The 15,389-nt window shown below is 73.7% G+C and carries 15 protein-coding genes; 6 read left to right on the plus strand and 9 right to left on the minus strand.

Translation table 11 applies throughout. The features are described from left to right. Positions 1 to 70 precede the first annotated feature (70 nt). Entirely contained in the window at positions 71 to 487 is a 417-nt protein-coding gene (locus DFJ69_RS06385) for an NUDIX hydrolase (protein ID WP_116021621.1), read from the plus strand. Here DFJ69_RS06385 and DFJ69_RS06390 read toward each other — a convergent pair. The 4 genes from DFJ69_RS06390 to DFJ69_RS06405 form a co-directional block, all read right to left on the minus strand. Continuing rightward, positions 441 to 1,589: a CPBP family intramembrane glutamic endopeptidase gene (locus DFJ69_RS06390; RefSeq protein ID WP_116021622.1), complete on the minus strand. Its 1,149-nt coding sequence runs from the start codon at positions 1,587 to 1,589 to the stop codon at positions 441 to 443. The two genes, DFJ69_RS06385 and DFJ69_RS06390, sit on opposite strands and share 47 nt — an antisense overlap. Positions 1,590 to 2,008: 419 nt before the next feature. Beyond that, positions 2,009 to 2,950, minus strand: a complete 942-nt coding sequence (locus tag DFJ69_RS06395) for an HpcH/HpaI aldolase/citrate lyase family protein (protein ID WP_116021623.1) — start codon at positions 2,948 to 2,950, stop codon at positions 2,009 to 2,011. A gap of 10 nt (positions 2,951 to 2,960) precedes the next feature. Beyond that, positions 2,961 to 3,866, minus strand: a complete 906-nt coding sequence (locus DFJ69_RS06400) for a serine hydrolase (RefSeq protein WP_116021624.1) — start codon at positions 3,864 to 3,866, stop codon at positions 2,961 to 2,963. Beyond that, a complete protein-coding gene (locus tag DFJ69_RS06405) occupies positions 3,863 to 4,825 on the minus strand; it encodes a LysR family transcriptional regulator (protein ID WP_116021625.1) in 963 nt (320 codons plus the stop codon). The genes DFJ69_RS06400 and DFJ69_RS06405 overlap by 4 nt, the downstream gene beginning before the upstream one ends. A 113-nt stretch (positions 4,826 to 4,938) precedes the next feature. On the opposite strand from DFJ69_RS06405, the gene DFJ69_RS06410 reads away from it, so the two are divergent. Both DFJ69_RS06410 and DFJ69_RS06415 read left to right on the plus strand, forming a co-directional pair. Beyond that, on the plus strand, positions 4,939 to 6,582 hold the full coding sequence (locus DFJ69_RS06410; RefSeq protein ID WP_116021626.1) for a penicillin-binding transpeptidase domain-containing protein: 1,644 nt from the start codon (positions 4,939 to 4,941) through the stop codon (positions 6,580 to 6,582). 10 nt (positions 6,583 to 6,592) lie between these two features. Beyond that, the gene (locus tag DFJ69_RS06415; protein WP_116021627.1) at positions 6,593 to 7,111 is read left to right on the plus strand and encodes a hypothetical protein; all 519 of its coding nucleotides are present in this window, start codon (positions 6,593 to 6,595) and stop codon (positions 7,109 to 7,111) included. A 475-nt stretch (positions 7,112 to 7,586) separates the two neighbouring features. On the opposite strand, the gene DFJ69_RS06420 is transcribed toward DFJ69_RS06415, so the two are convergent. Together DFJ69_RS06420 and DFJ69_RS06425 are read right to left on the minus strand one after the other, a co-directional pair. Then, entirely contained in the window at positions 7,587 to 8,486 is a 900-nt protein-coding gene (locus DFJ69_RS06420; protein ID WP_116021628.1) for an RNA polymerase sigma-70 factor, read from the minus strand. Positions 8,487 to 8,503: 17 nt separating this feature from the next. After that, positions 8,504 to 9,061 (minus strand): carboxymuconolactone decarboxylase family protein, encoded by a 558-nt coding sequence (locus tag DFJ69_RS06425; protein ID WP_116021629.1) that lies wholly within the window; start codon positions 9,059 to 9,061, stop codon positions 8,504 to 8,506. Positions 9,062 to 9,223: 162 nt separating this feature from the next. Here DFJ69_RS06425 and DFJ69_RS06430 point away from each other — a divergent pair, with 162 nt between their 5' ends. Together DFJ69_RS06430 and DFJ69_RS06435 are read left to right on the plus strand one after the other, a co-directional pair. Continuing rightward, on the plus strand, positions 9,224 to 10,564 hold the full coding sequence (locus DFJ69_RS06430) for a magnesium transporter MgtE N-terminal domain-containing protein (protein WP_116021630.1): 1,341 nt from the start codon (positions 9,224 to 9,226) through the stop codon (positions 10,562 to 10,564). Continuing rightward, positions 10,561 to 11,106 carry a DUF1003 domain-containing protein gene (locus DFJ69_RS06435; RefSeq protein WP_116021631.1) on the plus strand — a complete coding sequence of 182 codons (546 nt, stop codon included), beginning with the start codon at positions 10,561 to 10,563 and terminating at the stop codon, positions 11,104 to 11,106. Before DFJ69_RS06430 ends, DFJ69_RS06435 begins: the two co-directional genes overlap by 4 nt. Here DFJ69_RS06435 and DFJ69_RS06440 read toward each other — a convergent pair. Then, positions 11,085 to 11,576, minus strand: coding sequence for a MarR family winged helix-turn-helix transcriptional regulator (locus DFJ69_RS06440; RefSeq protein WP_245974077.1), 492 nt, complete (start codon positions 11,574 to 11,576; stop codon positions 11,085 to 11,087). The genes DFJ69_RS06435 and DFJ69_RS06440 overlap by 22 nt on opposite strands. Positions 11,577 to 11,655: 79 nt before the next feature. Here DFJ69_RS06440 and DFJ69_RS06445 point away from each other — a divergent pair, with 79 nt between their 5' ends. Continuing rightward, complete coding sequence (locus DFJ69_RS06445) at positions 11,656 to 12,807, plus strand: Mrp/NBP35 family ATP-binding protein (RefSeq protein ID WP_116021632.1); 1,152 nt, start codon at positions 11,656 to 11,658, stop codon at positions 12,805 to 12,807. Positions 12,808 to 12,938: 131 nt separating this feature from the next. Here DFJ69_RS06445 and DFJ69_RS06450 read toward each other — a convergent pair whose 3' ends face one another. After that, entirely contained in the window at positions 12,939 to 13,289 is a 351-nt protein-coding gene (locus DFJ69_RS06450) for a sec-independent translocase (protein ID WP_116021633.1), read from the minus strand. A 95-nt stretch (positions 13,290 to 13,384) separates the two neighbouring features. Continuing rightward, the gene (locus DFJ69_RS06455) at positions 13,385 to 15,373 is read right to left on the minus strand and encodes a trypsin-like peptidase domain-containing protein (RefSeq protein WP_116026443.1); all 1,989 of its coding nucleotides are present in this window, start codon (positions 15,371 to 15,373) and stop codon (positions 13,385 to 13,387) included. Between the last annotated feature and the right edge of the window lie 16 nt (positions 15,374 to 15,389).

Consider the following 15,389-nt stretch of genomic DNA (forward strand, 5'->3'; position numbering starts at 1 on the left):
CGTCGGCGAGCGCCGCCGAGTCAAGACGCTTGAATCCCGCTATACCCCGGGGTGGCCTGAGAATGGCGGGATGAGGGTGGTGCGCTGTGTGGGGGCGATCGTCCGGGACGAGGCGGGGCGGCTGCTGGTGATCCGGCGGGGCCGGCCGCCCGGCGAGGGGCTGTGGTCGATCCCGGGCGGGCGGGTGGAGCCGGGCGAGGCGGACGCGGCGGCGGTGGCGCGCGAGGTGCGGGAGGAGACCGGCCTGCTGGTGGCCGTGGGCGCGCGCACCGGGGTGGTGGACCGGCCGGGCCCGGGCGACGCGACGTACGAGATCCACGATTACGCGGCCACGGTGGTGGGGGGCGCGCTGCGGGCGGGCGACGACGCGGCCGACGCCCGCTGGGTGACCGTCGCAGAGCTGCGCGCGCTGCCGACCAGCCCGGGGCTGGTCGAGGCGCTCACGGCGTGGCGGGTGCTGCCGCCGGGTCCTGGGCCGGAGCGGTGACGGTCTGCAGCGCCCGCCGGTCCGCCAGCCTGGCGACCAGCGCCGCGTACAGCAGCAGCGGCAGCACGTCGGCGACCACGGCCGGCAGCGCGATCGAGCCCTGCTCCAGGTCGAGCAGGCCCAGCGCGGCGGGGAACAGGAAGGCCACCACGTTGTTGATCACGTGCAGGGCGATCGACGCCTCCAGCCCGCCGGTGCGGATCGCCAGCCAGGCGGCGATCACGCCGAAGCAGAAGATGTCGAGGATCCCCCAGCCGGTGTAGCCGTGCCCCGCCACGAACAGGGCGGAGGTGAGGCAGATCGCCGGCCACGGCGTGCGGAAGACCACCGCGAGCCGGCGGGCCACGCCCCCGGTACGGCCCTCCAGAGTGCAGCTCGCGATGGACTGCAGCAGCCAGCCGCGGAAGAAGTACTCCTCGGCGGTCGCCTGGAACGGCACCAGGAGCACCACGATCAGCAGCGGCGCGACGAACGCCCCCCAACCCACCCACGCGCCCTCGTCGGCGGGCTCGTCCATCAGCGGGCTCACCGCCCACGCCAGCGCGAACGACACCACGGTGGCGCCGACCGCCAGACCCGCGCAGGTGCCGAGCCAGCGCCAGCGGATCCGGCCGGCCACCGAGGACAGCGTGCCGGGCCGGCGTCGTTGCAGCCCCCACGCCGCCAACGGGATGAACGGCAGGAACACCGCGAGGCTGACCAGGGTGAAGGCCAACTCGGAGTTGTCGCCGGCCAGCAACGGGCCGCCGCCCTCACCGAGCGCCTCGAAGAGGATGCCCGGGTCCACGCCTTGGATCGCCGCCTCGACGAGGACCCAGACGATCATCACCGGCACGAGCGCGGTGAGCCCGGCCACCAGGATGGCCGCCGTCCCGAGCACCGGCCGCCACCAGCGCTGCGCCGGCGTCCGGGCGAGCCGCTGGTACGGGGTGCCGGGCGGCGCGTCGACGGTCCACCGCACCTTCCCGGGCGGCCGCCCGTACGGCTGCGGCCACGAGGGCGGGTCGGCGTGCCCGTTCCACCCGGGAGGGGTGGCGGGGTACGGGTCCAGCGGCGGCGCGAACTCGGGCCGATACCGCCCCACGGACTCGACCCCCGGCATGCCGGGCTGCTCGGAACCCGGCCCAGCCGTCCGCCCGAGGCCCGATTGCCCCGGACCGGACGGCGGCGCGAAGCCCGGCCCCACGGGACCTGACGGCTGCACGGGCTCTGGCGGCGCGGACCCCTGCCCCGCAGGGGCGGACGCCGGAGTCGCGGGCCCGGACGTCGGGGTGGGCGCCGGCCGTTGCGGCGGCTCGGGCGGCGCGGGCCCCGGCCCGGCGGGCGCGGATCCCGGAGTCGCGGGCCCGGTGGGTTGCACCGGACCGGACGGCGGGGTGAGGCCCGGGGTGGGCTCGGGCCGTCGTGGCGGGTCGGGGGGCGCCCAGCCGGCCGTGCCGCCCTCTACGCCCTCTTCACCCACCGAGTCCCCCCGCCGCTCGTCCGTCGTCTTTGATCGTCGGACGAAATGGTACGCGGCGTTCAGTTCCGGGGCGGTTCGAACGAGGACCGGCGGGTGAGGCCGGCGGCCCGGCCCTTGGCGGCGATGACCAGCGCCATCTTGCGGGACGCCTCGTCGATCATCTCGTCGCCGAGCATCGCCGCGCCGCGCCGCTCAACGGTGGTGGCGTGGTCGTACGCGTCCAGGATCAGCTCCGCGCGGTCGTAGTCGTCCTGGTCCGGGGAGAAGACCTCGTTGGCCGCGTCGATCTGGGACGGGTGCAGCACCCACTTGCCGTCGAAGCCGAGCGCGGCCGAGCGGCGCGCCACCCGGGTGAAGGCGTCGACGTCGCGGACGTTGAAGTACGGGCCGTCGATGGCCTGCAGGTCGTGGGCGCGGGCGGCCATGAGGATGCGCATCAGGATGTAGTGGTAGGCGTCGCCCTCGGTGTAGCCGGGCGGCTGCTCCCCCACCACCAGCGTCTTCATGTTGATCGAGGCCATGAAGTCGCCGGGCCCGAACACCAGGGTCTCCAGCCGGGGCGACGAGGCCGCGATGGCGTCGATGTTCACCAGGCCCCGGGCGTCCTCGATCTGCGCCTCGATGCCGATCCGGCCGGACGGCAGGCCCATGGCGGCCTCGATCTGGGTGAGCAGCCGGTCCAGCCACCGTACGTCGTCGGGCTCGGAGACCTTCGGCAGCATCAGGCAGTCGAGGTGGGCCCCGGCGCCCTCCACGACCTCGATGACGTCCCGGTACGCCCAGGGGGTTCGCAGGTCGTTGACGCGGACCACGCGGACCCGGGGGCCCCAGTCGCCATCGTTGAGGGCGGCGACCACGTTCTTGCGGGCGTCCTCCTTGGCGGCGGGGGCGACGGCGTCCTCCAGATCGAGGAAGATCTCGTCGGCGGGCAGCCCCTGGGCCTTCTCGATGAACCGGGGATTGCTCCCGGGGACCGCGAGTGTCGATCGGCGCGAGCGCATGTCCCGGAGCCTATCCACCGGCCGTGCGGAGGTACTCGACGGCCAGCCGGGCGGCGGTGCCGATGACCGCGTCCGCCTTCGGCAGCACGGCGGCGGTGCTGACGCTGCGGGTGAACACCGCGACCGCGTACCGGCCGCCGTCGGGGTACTCCACCACGCCCGCCTCGTTGCGGATGGTCGGCAGCGTGCCCGTCTTGCCGCTGACCCGTACGTCGTCGTACGGGAAGCCGGAGGCGAGCCGGTGCGGCCACACCTGGAGCGCGAACAGCCGCCGCATCTGGGCGCAGTGCGCGGCGGGGGCGACCTCGTCGCGCCAGATCGCCGCGAACAGGCCGGCCGTCTCGGCGGGGGTGCTGCGGCTGGTCCGGGCGGGGTCGAGGGCGCTCAACCGGCCGAGCATGCCGGGCTCGTCGAGGACCGCCCACAGCTCCTCGCGGTCGGCGACCCCGGCGTCGCTTTCCATCGAGTCGAACAGCTCGCGGCAGGTGCCGGCGACATGCGTGCCGCGGAGCCCCAGCTCGGCGAGGACCGTGTTGACCGCCGGAACGCCGACGCGGGCGAACAGGGCGTCGGCGGCGGCGTTGTCGCTCACCGTGATCATCAGCGCGGCCAGGTCGCGGAGCGACATCGCCACCTCGTCCCGGAGCATCGCCAGCCCCGTCGACCCGGCGGTGCGGTCGTCCGGGCCGAGCACCACCCGTTCGGCGGGGTCGAGGGTCCCGGCGGCGGCCTGCCGGTGCAGCGCCACCAGCAGCGGCACCTTCATCACCGAGGCGAGCACCACGGGCTCGTCGGGGCGGACCCCGATGCCGCGGCCCCCGTCCACGTCGACCGCCGCGAGCCGGCCGGTGACCCCGGCGTCGCGGAACGCCTCCTCGATCCGGGCCCGGACGCGCTGCGCCCTGCGCTCGTTCATGACAGGAACCCGGAGGCGGGGCGGGCCATGACGCGACGGGAGACGGCCCGTTCCAGCGGCGCCATTCCGGCGTGGCGGCGCAGCACCCTCGTGGCGATCGAGGTGAAGCGCTCGACGGCGCGTTCCAGAACGGGGTCGCGGCGGCCCTTGGGCCAGGCGCAGGAGGTGCGCAGGGCCAGCGGGTCACCGGCGATCGGCCGCCACACCACGCCCTCCTCCTCGATCGGGGCGGTCAGCGCCACCGCCGTCCCTGCCAGCACCAGGCCCAGCGCGAACTGGGGGTTGCGGGCCTCGTGGACGGCGGCCGGGTCGAGGCCGTGCCGGCGGCAGGCCGCCAGCAGCTCGTCGTGGGCGCCGGGCGCGTCCTCGCGGGGGAACAGGACGATCTCACGACCATCGAGGTCGGCGGGGTGCAGCGGGCCGCCCCGGGCCTCCGGCGACCCGGCGGGCAGCAGCGCCCCGAGGGGCTGCGCCAGCATCGGTCCCAGGTCGAAGTCGCGGGTGTCGGCGGGATGGCGCAGCACCCCGACGTCCAGGGTGCCCTCGGCCAGCGCGCGGCACTGTTCGGCGGTGCCGATCTCACGGGGCTCCAGCCGCAGGTCCGGGCAGTGCTCGCGGAAGTCGGCGATCAGCGCGGCCAGCACCGGGCCGCCCAGGTCGGCGGGCAGCCCCACCCGTACGGCGCCGACCGCGCCGAGCCTGGCGCGCGCCGCCAGCGAGTGGATCCGGTCCACGCGGGTGAGCAGGTCACGGGCCTCGTCCAGCAGCAGCCGGCCGGGCGCGGTCAGCTCGACATGGCGGCTGGAGCGGTCGAAGAGGCGGAGGCCCAACTCCTTCTCCAGCCGCTGGATGCGCTGGCTGAGCGGCGGCTGGGCCATGCCGAGCCGCTCGGCGGCGTGTCCGAAGTGCAGCTCCTCGGCCACCGCCACGAAGCACTCCAGATGCCCGATGAGGTTCATGACCTGCAGCTATATCCAAATCAATATTGGTAAAAGACTGATATGCGCTTGGACATGGAAGCCTACCGGGTGCTTCCCTGTCGACGGAGATCCGATGTCGGGGGGATACAGGGATGCGACGATTCGCACCGATGGCCGCGGCCGTCGCCGTCGTGCTGCTCGTGGGGGCCGGTGTGTGGTGGTTCCTGCGCGAGGACGAGGGACCGGCGGACACCGCGCGCCGCTACGTGGACGCGTGGCAGAGCGGCGACTACACGGCGATGCAGCGGTTGACGGCCGATCCACCGGCCGACTTCGTCCAGCGGCACACCCGGTTGCGCGCCGATCTGGGCGTGAGCGGATGGCGGTTCACGGTCGCCTCCGTGGGCGAGCCGAAGGACGGGGCCGCCGGGGGCTCGTACGAGGCGAACATGACCCTCGCGGGCGGCCGGGTCTGGACGTACCAGTCGCAGCTCCCCATGGTGAAGCGGGACGGCGAGTGGCTCGTGGACTGGAGCCCGCAGGTGCTCCACCCCGACCTGAAGGGCGACCGGAGGCTGCGGACCTCGCGGGCCTGGCCCGACCGGGCCCCGATCCTGTCCGCCGAGGGGGCCTCCCTCATCGGGCACTCGTCCGGGTCGGTGCAGCAACTCGTGGGCACCGTCGGCAAGCTGACCGCCAAGGACGCCGAGACGCTGGGCGCGCCGTACCGGGAAGGCGACCCGGCGGGGATCTCGGGACTCCAGCAGCAGTACGAGCGGCGGCTCGCGGGCACGCCCGCCCAGGCCGTACAGATCGTGGACGCCGAGGGCGGGATCGAGAAGACCCTCAAGCGGTTCGGCGGCAAGGAGGGGGCCCCGCTGCGGACCACCATCGACCCCGAGACCCAGCGGTCGGCCTCCGAGGCGCTGGCCGCCGTGAACGAACCCGCCTCGCTGGTGGCGATCCGGCCGTCCACCGGGGAGATCCTCGCCGTCGCCAACAAGCCCGGCGGCTACAACCGGGCGCTGATGGGTCGGTACCCGCCCGGCTCCACGTTCAAGATCATCACCGCCGCCGCGCTGGTCGCCGACGGGGTGTCGCCGTCCTCGCGGGTGGCCTGCCCGGCGACCACCAACGTCGGCGGACGCTCGTTCCGCAACTCCGAGTACCACGACTACGGCACCCTGTCGTTCCGGGACGCGTTCGCGCACTCGTGCAACACCACGTTCGCCCGCATGTCGGTGGACACGCTGGGCGAGAAGCGGCTGGGTCAGGTGGCGCACCAGTTCGGGTTCGGCGCGCCGATCATCGGCGGGCTGCCCGCCGTCCGGGGCGCGTTCCCCTCCACCAAGGACGACACCGCCCTCGCCGCGGCCTCGTTCGGGCAGGGCGAGGTGCTGGCCAGCCCCCTCAACATCGCCGCCGTGGCCGCGGCGGCGGCCGACGGCACCTGGCGCTCCCCCAGGCTGGTGCCCGCGGCGGACGCCCCGAAGGCCCTGGACGCCAAGGGCCGCAGGCCCGAGCCGCCCCGCGACCTCGAACCCAAGGTCCACCAAGCGCTGCGGAGCCTGATGCCCGCCGTCGTCAGCGAGGGCACCGCCGCCGGGGTCGACTTCCCCACGGGCACGGCGGGCAAGACGGGCACCGCCGAGTTCGGCTCGGGCGAGAAGCCGCCGACGCACGCCTGGTTCACCGGCTACCGGGGCGACGTCGCGTTCGCGGTGATCGTGGAGGGCGGCGGCACCGGGGCGGAGGCGGCGGCACCGATCGCCTCCCGCTTCCTGCGGGGACTGTAGGGTCCGAAAGATGAACGCGGCACCGATCGACCCCCTCCTCGACGAGGCCATGAAGAAGTCCGCGGTGGTGTGGCTGACCCTGCCCGGTCTGCCGCAGCCCCGGGCCGCCTGGCACCTGTGGCACGACGGCGCCGCCTACGTGCTCACCGGCGGCGACGGCGAGCAGCCGCTCCCCGGGCTGCCCGAGGCCGGCCGGGTGCTGGTGACGGTGCGCAGCAAGGACAAGGGCGGCCGCCTGCTCTCCTGGACGGCCGCCTGCGCTCCGGTCGAGCCCGGCGGCGAACCGTGGGACACCGTGGCCCCGCTGCTGGCCAAGGAACGGCTCAACGAGCCCACCCACGAGGGCCAACTCGACCGGTGGGCCGAACACTCGTACATCATCCGGCTCGTCCCCACCGGAGAGATGCCGGAGGCCCCGGGCGGGCACGACTCCGCCTACGCCGCCGTCCGCCCGGTGCCCACCCCGGCCACCACCGCCGGCCCACCTCCCCGCCTCAGAGGCGCCAAACGCCGTCGAGCTGACTCTTAGTTTTTTGTGGGGGGGCGACCCCCCACACCCCCCGCGCCCGGTCTTGAGATCTTCAGGCGGGCGGCCCTCCGCTGGCGCTCCGGGCCGCCCGCCTGAAGGACCGGGCAAAACCCCCGCCGGGTCGCCCTTCGAACGCGGTGGTCGCCGCTCGGACGTGGTGGTTGCCGCTCGGACGTGGTGGTTGCCGCTCGGACGTGGTGGTTGCCGCTCGAACGTGGTGGTTGCCGCTCGAACGAGCGTGGTCGCCGTTCAAACGTGGTGGTTGCCGCTCGAACGAGCGTGGTCGCCGTTCAAACGTGGTGGTTGCCGCTCGGACGTGCGTGGTCGCCGCTCGGACGTGCGTGGTCGCCCTTCGAACGAGCGTGGTCGCCGCTCGAACGAGCGTGGTCACCGCACGAACGTGGTCGCCGCTCGGACGTGCGTGGTCGGGCTTCGAGCGAGCGTGGTCGGCCTTCGAGTGTCGGGTGTGGGTGGGTCAGGAGACCGTTCGGCCTGCGGCTAGGGCCTGGAGTTTGTCCGGGTTGGCGACCATGTGGATCGCGCCGATCCGGCCCCGTTCGTCCAGGTCGACGGTGACGGTCGCGAACGGCTCGGTCCGGTTGTAGAGGACCAGCCCGGGGACCCCGTTGAGCTCGGCCCGCTCGATGCGCAGGTCGGTGGGGTGGACGCCGCGGAATTCGTGGCGGGTGACCCCGGCCAGCAAGCGGCCGACCTTGTCGGCGCCCTCGATGACCCGCAGGGCGGCGCGGACCTTGCCGCCGCCGTCGGTCCACAGCGTCACGTCGGGGGCCAGGATCGCCATCAGCTCGTTGATGTCGCCGCCCAGGGCGGCCGCCAGGAAGCGTTCGACGGCCTCGCGGCGTTCCCGTCGGTCGCTCTCGAAACGGGGACGTCGCGCCTCGACGTGCTTGCGGGCGCGGGTGCCGAGTTGGCGGACCGAGGGCTCGCTGCGGTCGAGGGACCGGGCGATCTCCGTGTACGGGAAGCCGAACACCTCGTGGAGGACGAACACCGCGCGTTCCAGAGGGCTCAGCGTCTCCAGCACGACCAGCATCGCCATCGACACCGACTCGGCCCGTTCGACGTCCTCGGCCACGTCCGGGGAGGTCAGCATCGGCTCGGGCAGCCAGGGGCCCACGTAGGACTCCCGCTGCGCCCGCGTCGACCGCAGCCGGTCCAGGGCCAGGTTGGTGGTGATGCGCACGAGGTACGCCTTCGGCTCGGCGACGCCCGAGCGGTCGGCCGAGGACCAGCGGAGCCAGGCGTCCTGGACCGCGTCCTCGGCGTCGGCGGCCGTGCCCAGCATCCGGTACGCCACCGAGAACAGCAGGTCCCGGTGGTGTTCGAACACCTCGTCCACGACGACTCCCCTCATCGTCCGTCTCCCCCGTCTCAGGGCGTCGGGCGCGGCGTGCAGCGGTCCTTGAACCCCTGCCCCACCAGCCCGGCGGCGGCGTTGAATCGCGACCGCAGGTTCTCCACCGCCACGATCATCGTCAGCTCCACCAGCATCTCGTCATCGAATCCGTGCCGGCGCAGCGCCCCCACCAACTCGTCGGTGACGCCCGGCGGGTCCTCGGTCATCGCCTCGGCGTACTCCATCACCAGCCGCTCGTCCGGCTCGAACAGGTCGCTGTCCCGCCAGTGCGGCACCGCCTCCACCTTGGTCAGCGGCACGCCGTGCAGATGCGAGTCCCAGGTGCCGAAGTCCACGCACCAGGAGCAGCCGACCTTGACCGCGGCGGCCATCACCGCCAGGTCCTTGAGCCGATGCTCCACCGTGTTCCAGCGTGCCACCTGCATCTCGAACATCCCGTAGGCGAGGCTCACCCCCCGGTGGTGGCCCACCGCGCGCCCGGAGTCGAGCATCGCGCCGTACCTGCGGCGGACGAACCACTCGCCGATCCGGTACGTCAGGGTGCGGGGCGGGTTCAGTGAGATCCTTGCCATGATCGGCCTCCTCGGGTCGTCGGACCTTCACCCGTACGACGCCGCGCGTTCCCCGGGTGTGACATCGGTGTGGCGGGCCCCACGGATTACCTTTGCGACCAGGGGTAGCCTCTGTCCGGAATCGGGCGGTCATTGCGAACGGGCACGCGGGGAGGGGGAGTCGTGGGCGGAACTCCGACACGGGCGTTCGTGGCCCGGCTCGCCGGGGTCGCCGTGTTCGACCCGTCCGGCGAGCAGGTGGGCCGGGTCCGCGACGTGGTCGTCGCGCTGCGGCTCGGGCCGCGGCCGCCGCGCGTCCTCGGGCTGGTGGTGGAGGTGCAGCCGCGCCGGCCGGTGTTCCTGCCGATCACCCGGGTGACCGCCGTCGAGGCCGACCAGATCATCTTCAACGGCCGGCTCAACATGCGCCGCTTCCAGAAGCGCGATTCGGAGACGCTGGTCATCGGCGAGATGCTGGACCGCACCGTGCGCACCGCCGACGAGGGCGAGCCCGTCTCGGTGGTGGACGTGGCGATGGAGACCACCCGCACCCGGGACTGGCTGCTGACCAAGGTGGCCGTCCGCCGCAACGGCGGCGGGCGCGGGCTGCGGCGGCGGCGCGGCGAGATCTCGGTGGTCGACTGGGACGCCGTCACGGGCTTCTCCGGGGTGGAGCACGGGCAGGGCGCCGCCGGGCTGATCGCCGCGTTCGAGCAGCTCAAGGCGGCCGACCTGGCCAACATCGTGCACGAGCTGCCGGCCAAGCGGCGGTCGGAGGTGGCCGCCGCGCTCGACGACGCGCGGCTCGCCGACATCCTGGAGGAGCTGCCCGAGGACGACCAGATCGAGATCCTCGGCAAACTGGACTCCGACCGGGCCGCCGACGTGCTGGACGCGATGGACCCGGACGACGCCGCCGACCTGCTCGGCGAGCTGCCGGTCGAGCAGCGCGAACGGCTGCTGACGCTGATGGAGCCGGAGGAGGCCGCCCCGGTGCGGCGGCTGCTCACCTACGCCGACAACACGGCGGGCGGGCTGATGACCACCGAGCCGGTGATCGTTCCCCCGGACGCCACCGTGGCGGAGGCGTTGGCCCACATCCGCAACCCCGACCTCGACCCGGCGCTGGCCGCCCAGGTGTACGTGTGCCGGCCGCCCACCGACACGCCGACCGGCCGCTACATCGGCACCGTGCACTTCCAGCGGCTGCTGCGCGAGCCGCCGTCCGCCCTCGTCAGCGGGATCGTCGACACGGAGCTGGCGCCGCTGCGGCCGACGCTGTCGCTGGAGGCCGTCGCCACCTTCCTGGCCACCTACAACCTGGTCGCCGCCGCCGTGGTGGACGACGGCGGGCACCTGCTCGGCACGGTGAGCGTCGACGACGTCCTCGACCACCTGCTGCCCCAGGACTGGCGGGAGACGGTGATGGAGGCCGCCGCGGAGGAGTCCACCGACCCCGAGGAGGAGGCGCTGCGCCGCTCCGCCCAGGCGATGGCGCAGGAAGCACGGCAGGAGTCGCGATGAACACCCGGCAGCACCGACTCGACCAGCCGTTGGAGCCCCGCCGGGGGCTGCTGCCCCGGCCGCACTACGATCCGGAGTCGTTCGGCCGGCTGTCGGAGCGGATCGCCCGTTTCCTGGGCACCGCCCGCTTCCTGGTCTACATGACCTGCTTCGTGCTCTGGTGGATCGCCTGGAACTCGCTGGCCCCGGCGTCGCTGCGGTTCGACGAGTACCCGTTCATCTTCCTGACCCTGATGCTGTCGCTGCAGGCCTCGTACGCGGCGCCGCTGATCCTGCTGGCGCAGAACCGGCAGGACGACCGCGACCGCGTCCAGTACGAGCAGGACCGGGCGCGCGGCGAGCGCAGCATCGCCGACACCGACTACCTCACCCGCGAGATCGCCGGGCTGCGGCTGGCCCTGAACGAGGTCGCCACCCGCGACTTCCTGCGTTCGGAGCTCCAGCAGATGCTCAAGGAGCTCGACGGTCACCGTGACGGGCATCGGGAGGGCCACCGGGACGGGCGGCGGCCCGGCGGGGACTACGCCTCCCGGGGCCTCTGAGCGGGCACCGCCGGGGTGTCGGCATCGCCGGCCAACCGCCCCAGGATGTCGCCGAAGCGGCGCAGCTCGCCCGGCCCCAACCGACTCACGACGCACTCCCGCACCGCGCGCCGGTAGGTGGGCGTGGCCTCCTCCAGCCGCGCGCGGCCCTCGGCGGTGAGGACGGCGAACAGGCCGCGAGCGTCGCTGGCGCAGGACTCCCGCTCCACGAGCCCGTCCCGTTGCAGCCGGTCGACCAGCCGGGTCAGCCCGCTGCGGGACAGCAGGACGCGGTCGGCCAGGTCGTTCATGCGCAGCCGGCCGCCCGGCGACTCGCCGAGGTGCATCAGCACGTCGTAACAGCCGAGCGCGAGGTCGTGTCCGTCCAGCAGGTCGGTCTGCAGCCGGCGGGAGATCCGTGCCTGTGCGCGCAGCAGGGTCCGCCAGACCTCGAGCTCGGCCGGCGACAGGAGCGTGGACGCGGTCGTCACGGTCCGATCGTATTCCCCGGCGGCGCGTGAGCAGGGTAATCCGGGGCGGATTGGCGGACGACTCCGGAGAGTTCATACCATGGACGCCATGGCCTCCCCTGTGACGATCGATCAGGTGACCGCGGCACTCGCCACGGTGATCGATCCCGAGATCCGCAAGCCCATCACCGAGCTCGACATGGTCAAGAGTGTCGACATCGCGCCGGACGGCGCGGTGAGCGTGAGCGTCTACCTGACCGTGGCCGGCTGTCCGATGCGCGACAAGATCACCAATGACACCACCGAGGCCGTCGCCAAGGTCGCCGGCGTGACGTCCGTGCGGGTCGAGCTGGACGTGATGAGCGACGAGCAGCGCAAGGCGCTGCGCGAGAAGCTGCGTCCGGGCGAGTCCGCCAAGGAGATCCCGTTCGCCCAGCCCAGCTCGCTCACCAAGGTGTACGCGGTGGCGAGCGGCAAGGGCGGGGTCGGCAAGTCCTCCGTCACCGTCAACCTGGCCGCCGCGCTGGCCACCATGGGCCGCAAGGTGGGCGTGGTCGACGCCGACATCTACGGGCACTCGATCCCCCGGATGCTGGGTGTGGAGGGCCGCCCCACCAAGGTCGACGACATGATCATGCCGCCGTCGGCGCACGACGTGAAGGTGATCTCGGTCGGCATGTTCACCGCCGGCAACCAGCCGGTCGTGTGGCGCGGCCCCATGCTGCACCGCGCCCTCCAGCAGTTCCTCGCCGACGTCTACTGGGGCGACCTGGACATCCTGCTGATGGACCTGCCGCCCGGCACGGGCGACATCGCGATCTCGGTGGCCCAGCTCCTGCCGTCCGCGGAGATCCTGGTGGTCACCACCCCGCAGCAGGCCGCCGCCGAGGTGGCCGAACGGGCCGGCGCCATCGCCGCCCAGACCCATCAGCAGGTCGCCGGCGTGATCGAGAACATGTCGTACCTCGAGTGCGGCCACTGCGGCGAGCGCAACGAGATCTTCGGCTCCGGCGGCGGCCAGACCGTCGCCGACGCCCTCACCCAGACCCTCGGCGCCCGTGTCCCGCTCCTGGGCCAGGTCCCCATCGACGCCCGCCTCCGCGAGGGCGGCGACAACGGCGTCCCCCTCGTCCTGTCCGACCCCGACGCCACCGCCGCCAAGGAGCTGCGCACCATCGCCGACAGCCTGGCGGCCCGCTCCCGCGGCCTCCTGGGCCGCTCCCTGGGCATCAGCCCCACCCGCCGAGGCTGACCGGCCCCCACCCCGCCCCGACCGAACGAGCCCGACCGCCTCAGCGGCCGGGCTCGTCCCACGTCACACGGGTGTCGCCGCCCCGCTCCCGCGAGCGCCGATGGGCGCGTTTCACGGTGGGCGTGGGCCGGTCAGGTGGCCTCGGTGTCGAAGGGGGGGCGTTCGCCGTAGCCCAGGTCGTCGGGGCCGGCGCCCGCGAAGGCGGGCTCCAGGGGGTCGTCGCCGGGGCGGGGGGCGTAGTCGTCGTCGTCCTCCAGCAGGTGCTTGCGGACGAACGTCTTGGGGTTGAGGTCGGCGATGTCGAAGTCCTTGAACTCCGGGCCGAGGCCGTCCTGGAGGTCGCGCTTGGCATTGTTGGCCATCATCCGCAACTGCCGGAGCGTGCGGCCGGCCTGGCCCGCCACCTGGGGCAGCCGGTCGCCGAAGATGACCAGGGCCAGCACGACGAGCACCACCATCTCGCCGAGACCGACGTCGAACACCAGACCTCCACGTGCACCCGGGGGCCGGGCCTGCGCGGCCCGGCCCCCTCAGCGTAGCCGCAGCCCGGATCGTCCCGGACCGCGTCGGGTTGACGTCAGTTGGCCGCCGCGAGAACGACGTTCACGGTCTGCTCCCGGCCGCCGCGCTGGAAGGTCACCCGGATGGTGGTGCCGGGGGCCTTGCTCTGGATCGCGCCGGACAGGTCGACCCGGTCCTCGATCGGCTTGCCGTCGATCGCGGTGATCACGTCGCCGGGGCGCAGGCCCGCCTTCTCCGCCGGGCCGTCCTTGACCAGCGGCGGGATGCCGTTCTGCTCGCGCTCGGAGATCCGCACCCCGGGGCCGGGGAACAGCGCGTCCATGCCGATGCCGAGCAGGGTGCGCTTGGCGCTGCCGGTGTTGATGATCTCCTGCGCGACCCGCCGGCCGTGGTTGATCGGGATGGCGAAGCCCAGGCCGATGTTGCCGCCCTGTTCGCCCAGCCCGCCGCCGAGGGTGACGATCGCGGTGTTGATGCCGATCACCCGGCCCTTGCCGTCGACCAGCGGACCGCCGGAGTTGCCCGGGTTGATGGCCGCGTCGGTCTGGATGGCGGGGATCACCGAGGCGTCGCCGCCGCCGCCCTCGCTCCGGGTGGGGACGGCGCGGTTCAGCGCGCTGACGATGCCGGCGGTCACCGAGCCCTCCAGGCCCAGCGGCGAGCCGATGGCGATGACCGGGTCGCCGACCGCCAGGCTCTCGGAGTCGCCGATGGCCAGCGGGGGCAGGCTGTGCGCGGTGCGCGGCTTGAGCACCGCGATGTCGGAGGCCGGGTCGGTGCCCTGGATGTCGGCGGGGGTGGTCTTCTTGTCGTGGAAGACCACCTCGATCCGGCCGCCGCCCTGGGCGGCCGAGGCGACCACGTGGTTGTTGGTGATGATGTAGCCGCCCTGCACGATGAAGCCGGTGCCGCCGCTGCCCTCGTTGCCCGACTGGACCCGGATGGATACCACGCTGGGGGTGACCTTCTGGGCGATGCCGGCCACCGAGTCCGGCGGCCGGACCTTCACGGGGTTCTTGTCTCCGCCGCCGCTCAAGTCGACTCCCGCGGTCCCGCCGCCGTCGTCGTCGGCGGCCATCACGCCGATGCCCGCGCCGAGCGCGCCGGCCACCAGCGCCACGATCAGCGCCACCGCGGCCAGCACCCCGAGCGGGGGCGCGCCGCGGCGCGGGGTGGGCGGGGCACCCGGAACGGGGCTCCAGTTGGGACCGCCGCCGGGGCCACCGGGGCCACCGGGGCCGGCCGGACCCGCCGGGCCGCCGAAGCCCACCTGGTCGAGTGGCCCCGCGCCGGCGGGCGGCGGCGGCGCCGTGGACAGCGGCGGGCCGGACGGCGGCGGCGGGGGCGAGGAGTGCTGCGCGGGCGGCCAGCCGTACCGGCCGGCCTCGCGCGGGTCCTGGTTGTGGGGGACGAACCCGGGACGGGGACGGCCGTCCGGCGGGTACGGGGCCTGCGAGGGCTCCTGCCCGTACTGGGAGGGCTCCTGGTAGGGCGGCGGCTGCTCGTGACCGGCCGCCTGACCGTAGGCACCCGCGGGCGCCTCGCGGTAGGGCGGCGGCGGCTGGCCGTACGCCTCGTACTGCTGGGGCCGCCCCTGCGGCCGGGACGGGGTGTCGCCCTCGTAGGCCGCGGCGGGCATCTCCATCACCGCGGGCGGCGAGGACACCAGCAGCTTGTCGCCCGGCACGTTCCCCGCCCGCTCCTCGTCGTCGGAGGCTCCCGGGGCGTCGGGGGGCGCGAAGCCGGCGTCCTGCGGAACGTCGTCCCGGGGCAGATCCTGGGGAAGGTCGTCCTGGGGAAGGTCCTCGGGGAGGTCGTCCTGAGGAAGGTCCCGGGGCAGGTCGTGCCGCTCGTCACCGGACGCGGACGCGGGCGCGGGCTCGTCGGAGTCGTCGACCGGCCCGCCGGCCACCTGCTCGATGTCGGCGACGGTCTTCGGCGCGGCGCCGGGGCCCTCGTCCTGCTGTCCGGCGGCGGAGCCGGGGACGATGTGCTCGTCCTCGCGCGGCGGATCGTCGACAGACCTGCGGCTGTCTTCCGTCATGTGCGCCATCTCTCCT

Source organism: Thermomonospora umbrina, assembly GCF_003386555.1.
GTDB classification, from domain to species: Bacteria; Actinomycetota; Actinomycetes; order Streptosporangiales; family Streptosporangiaceae; genus Thermomonospora; species Thermomonospora umbrina.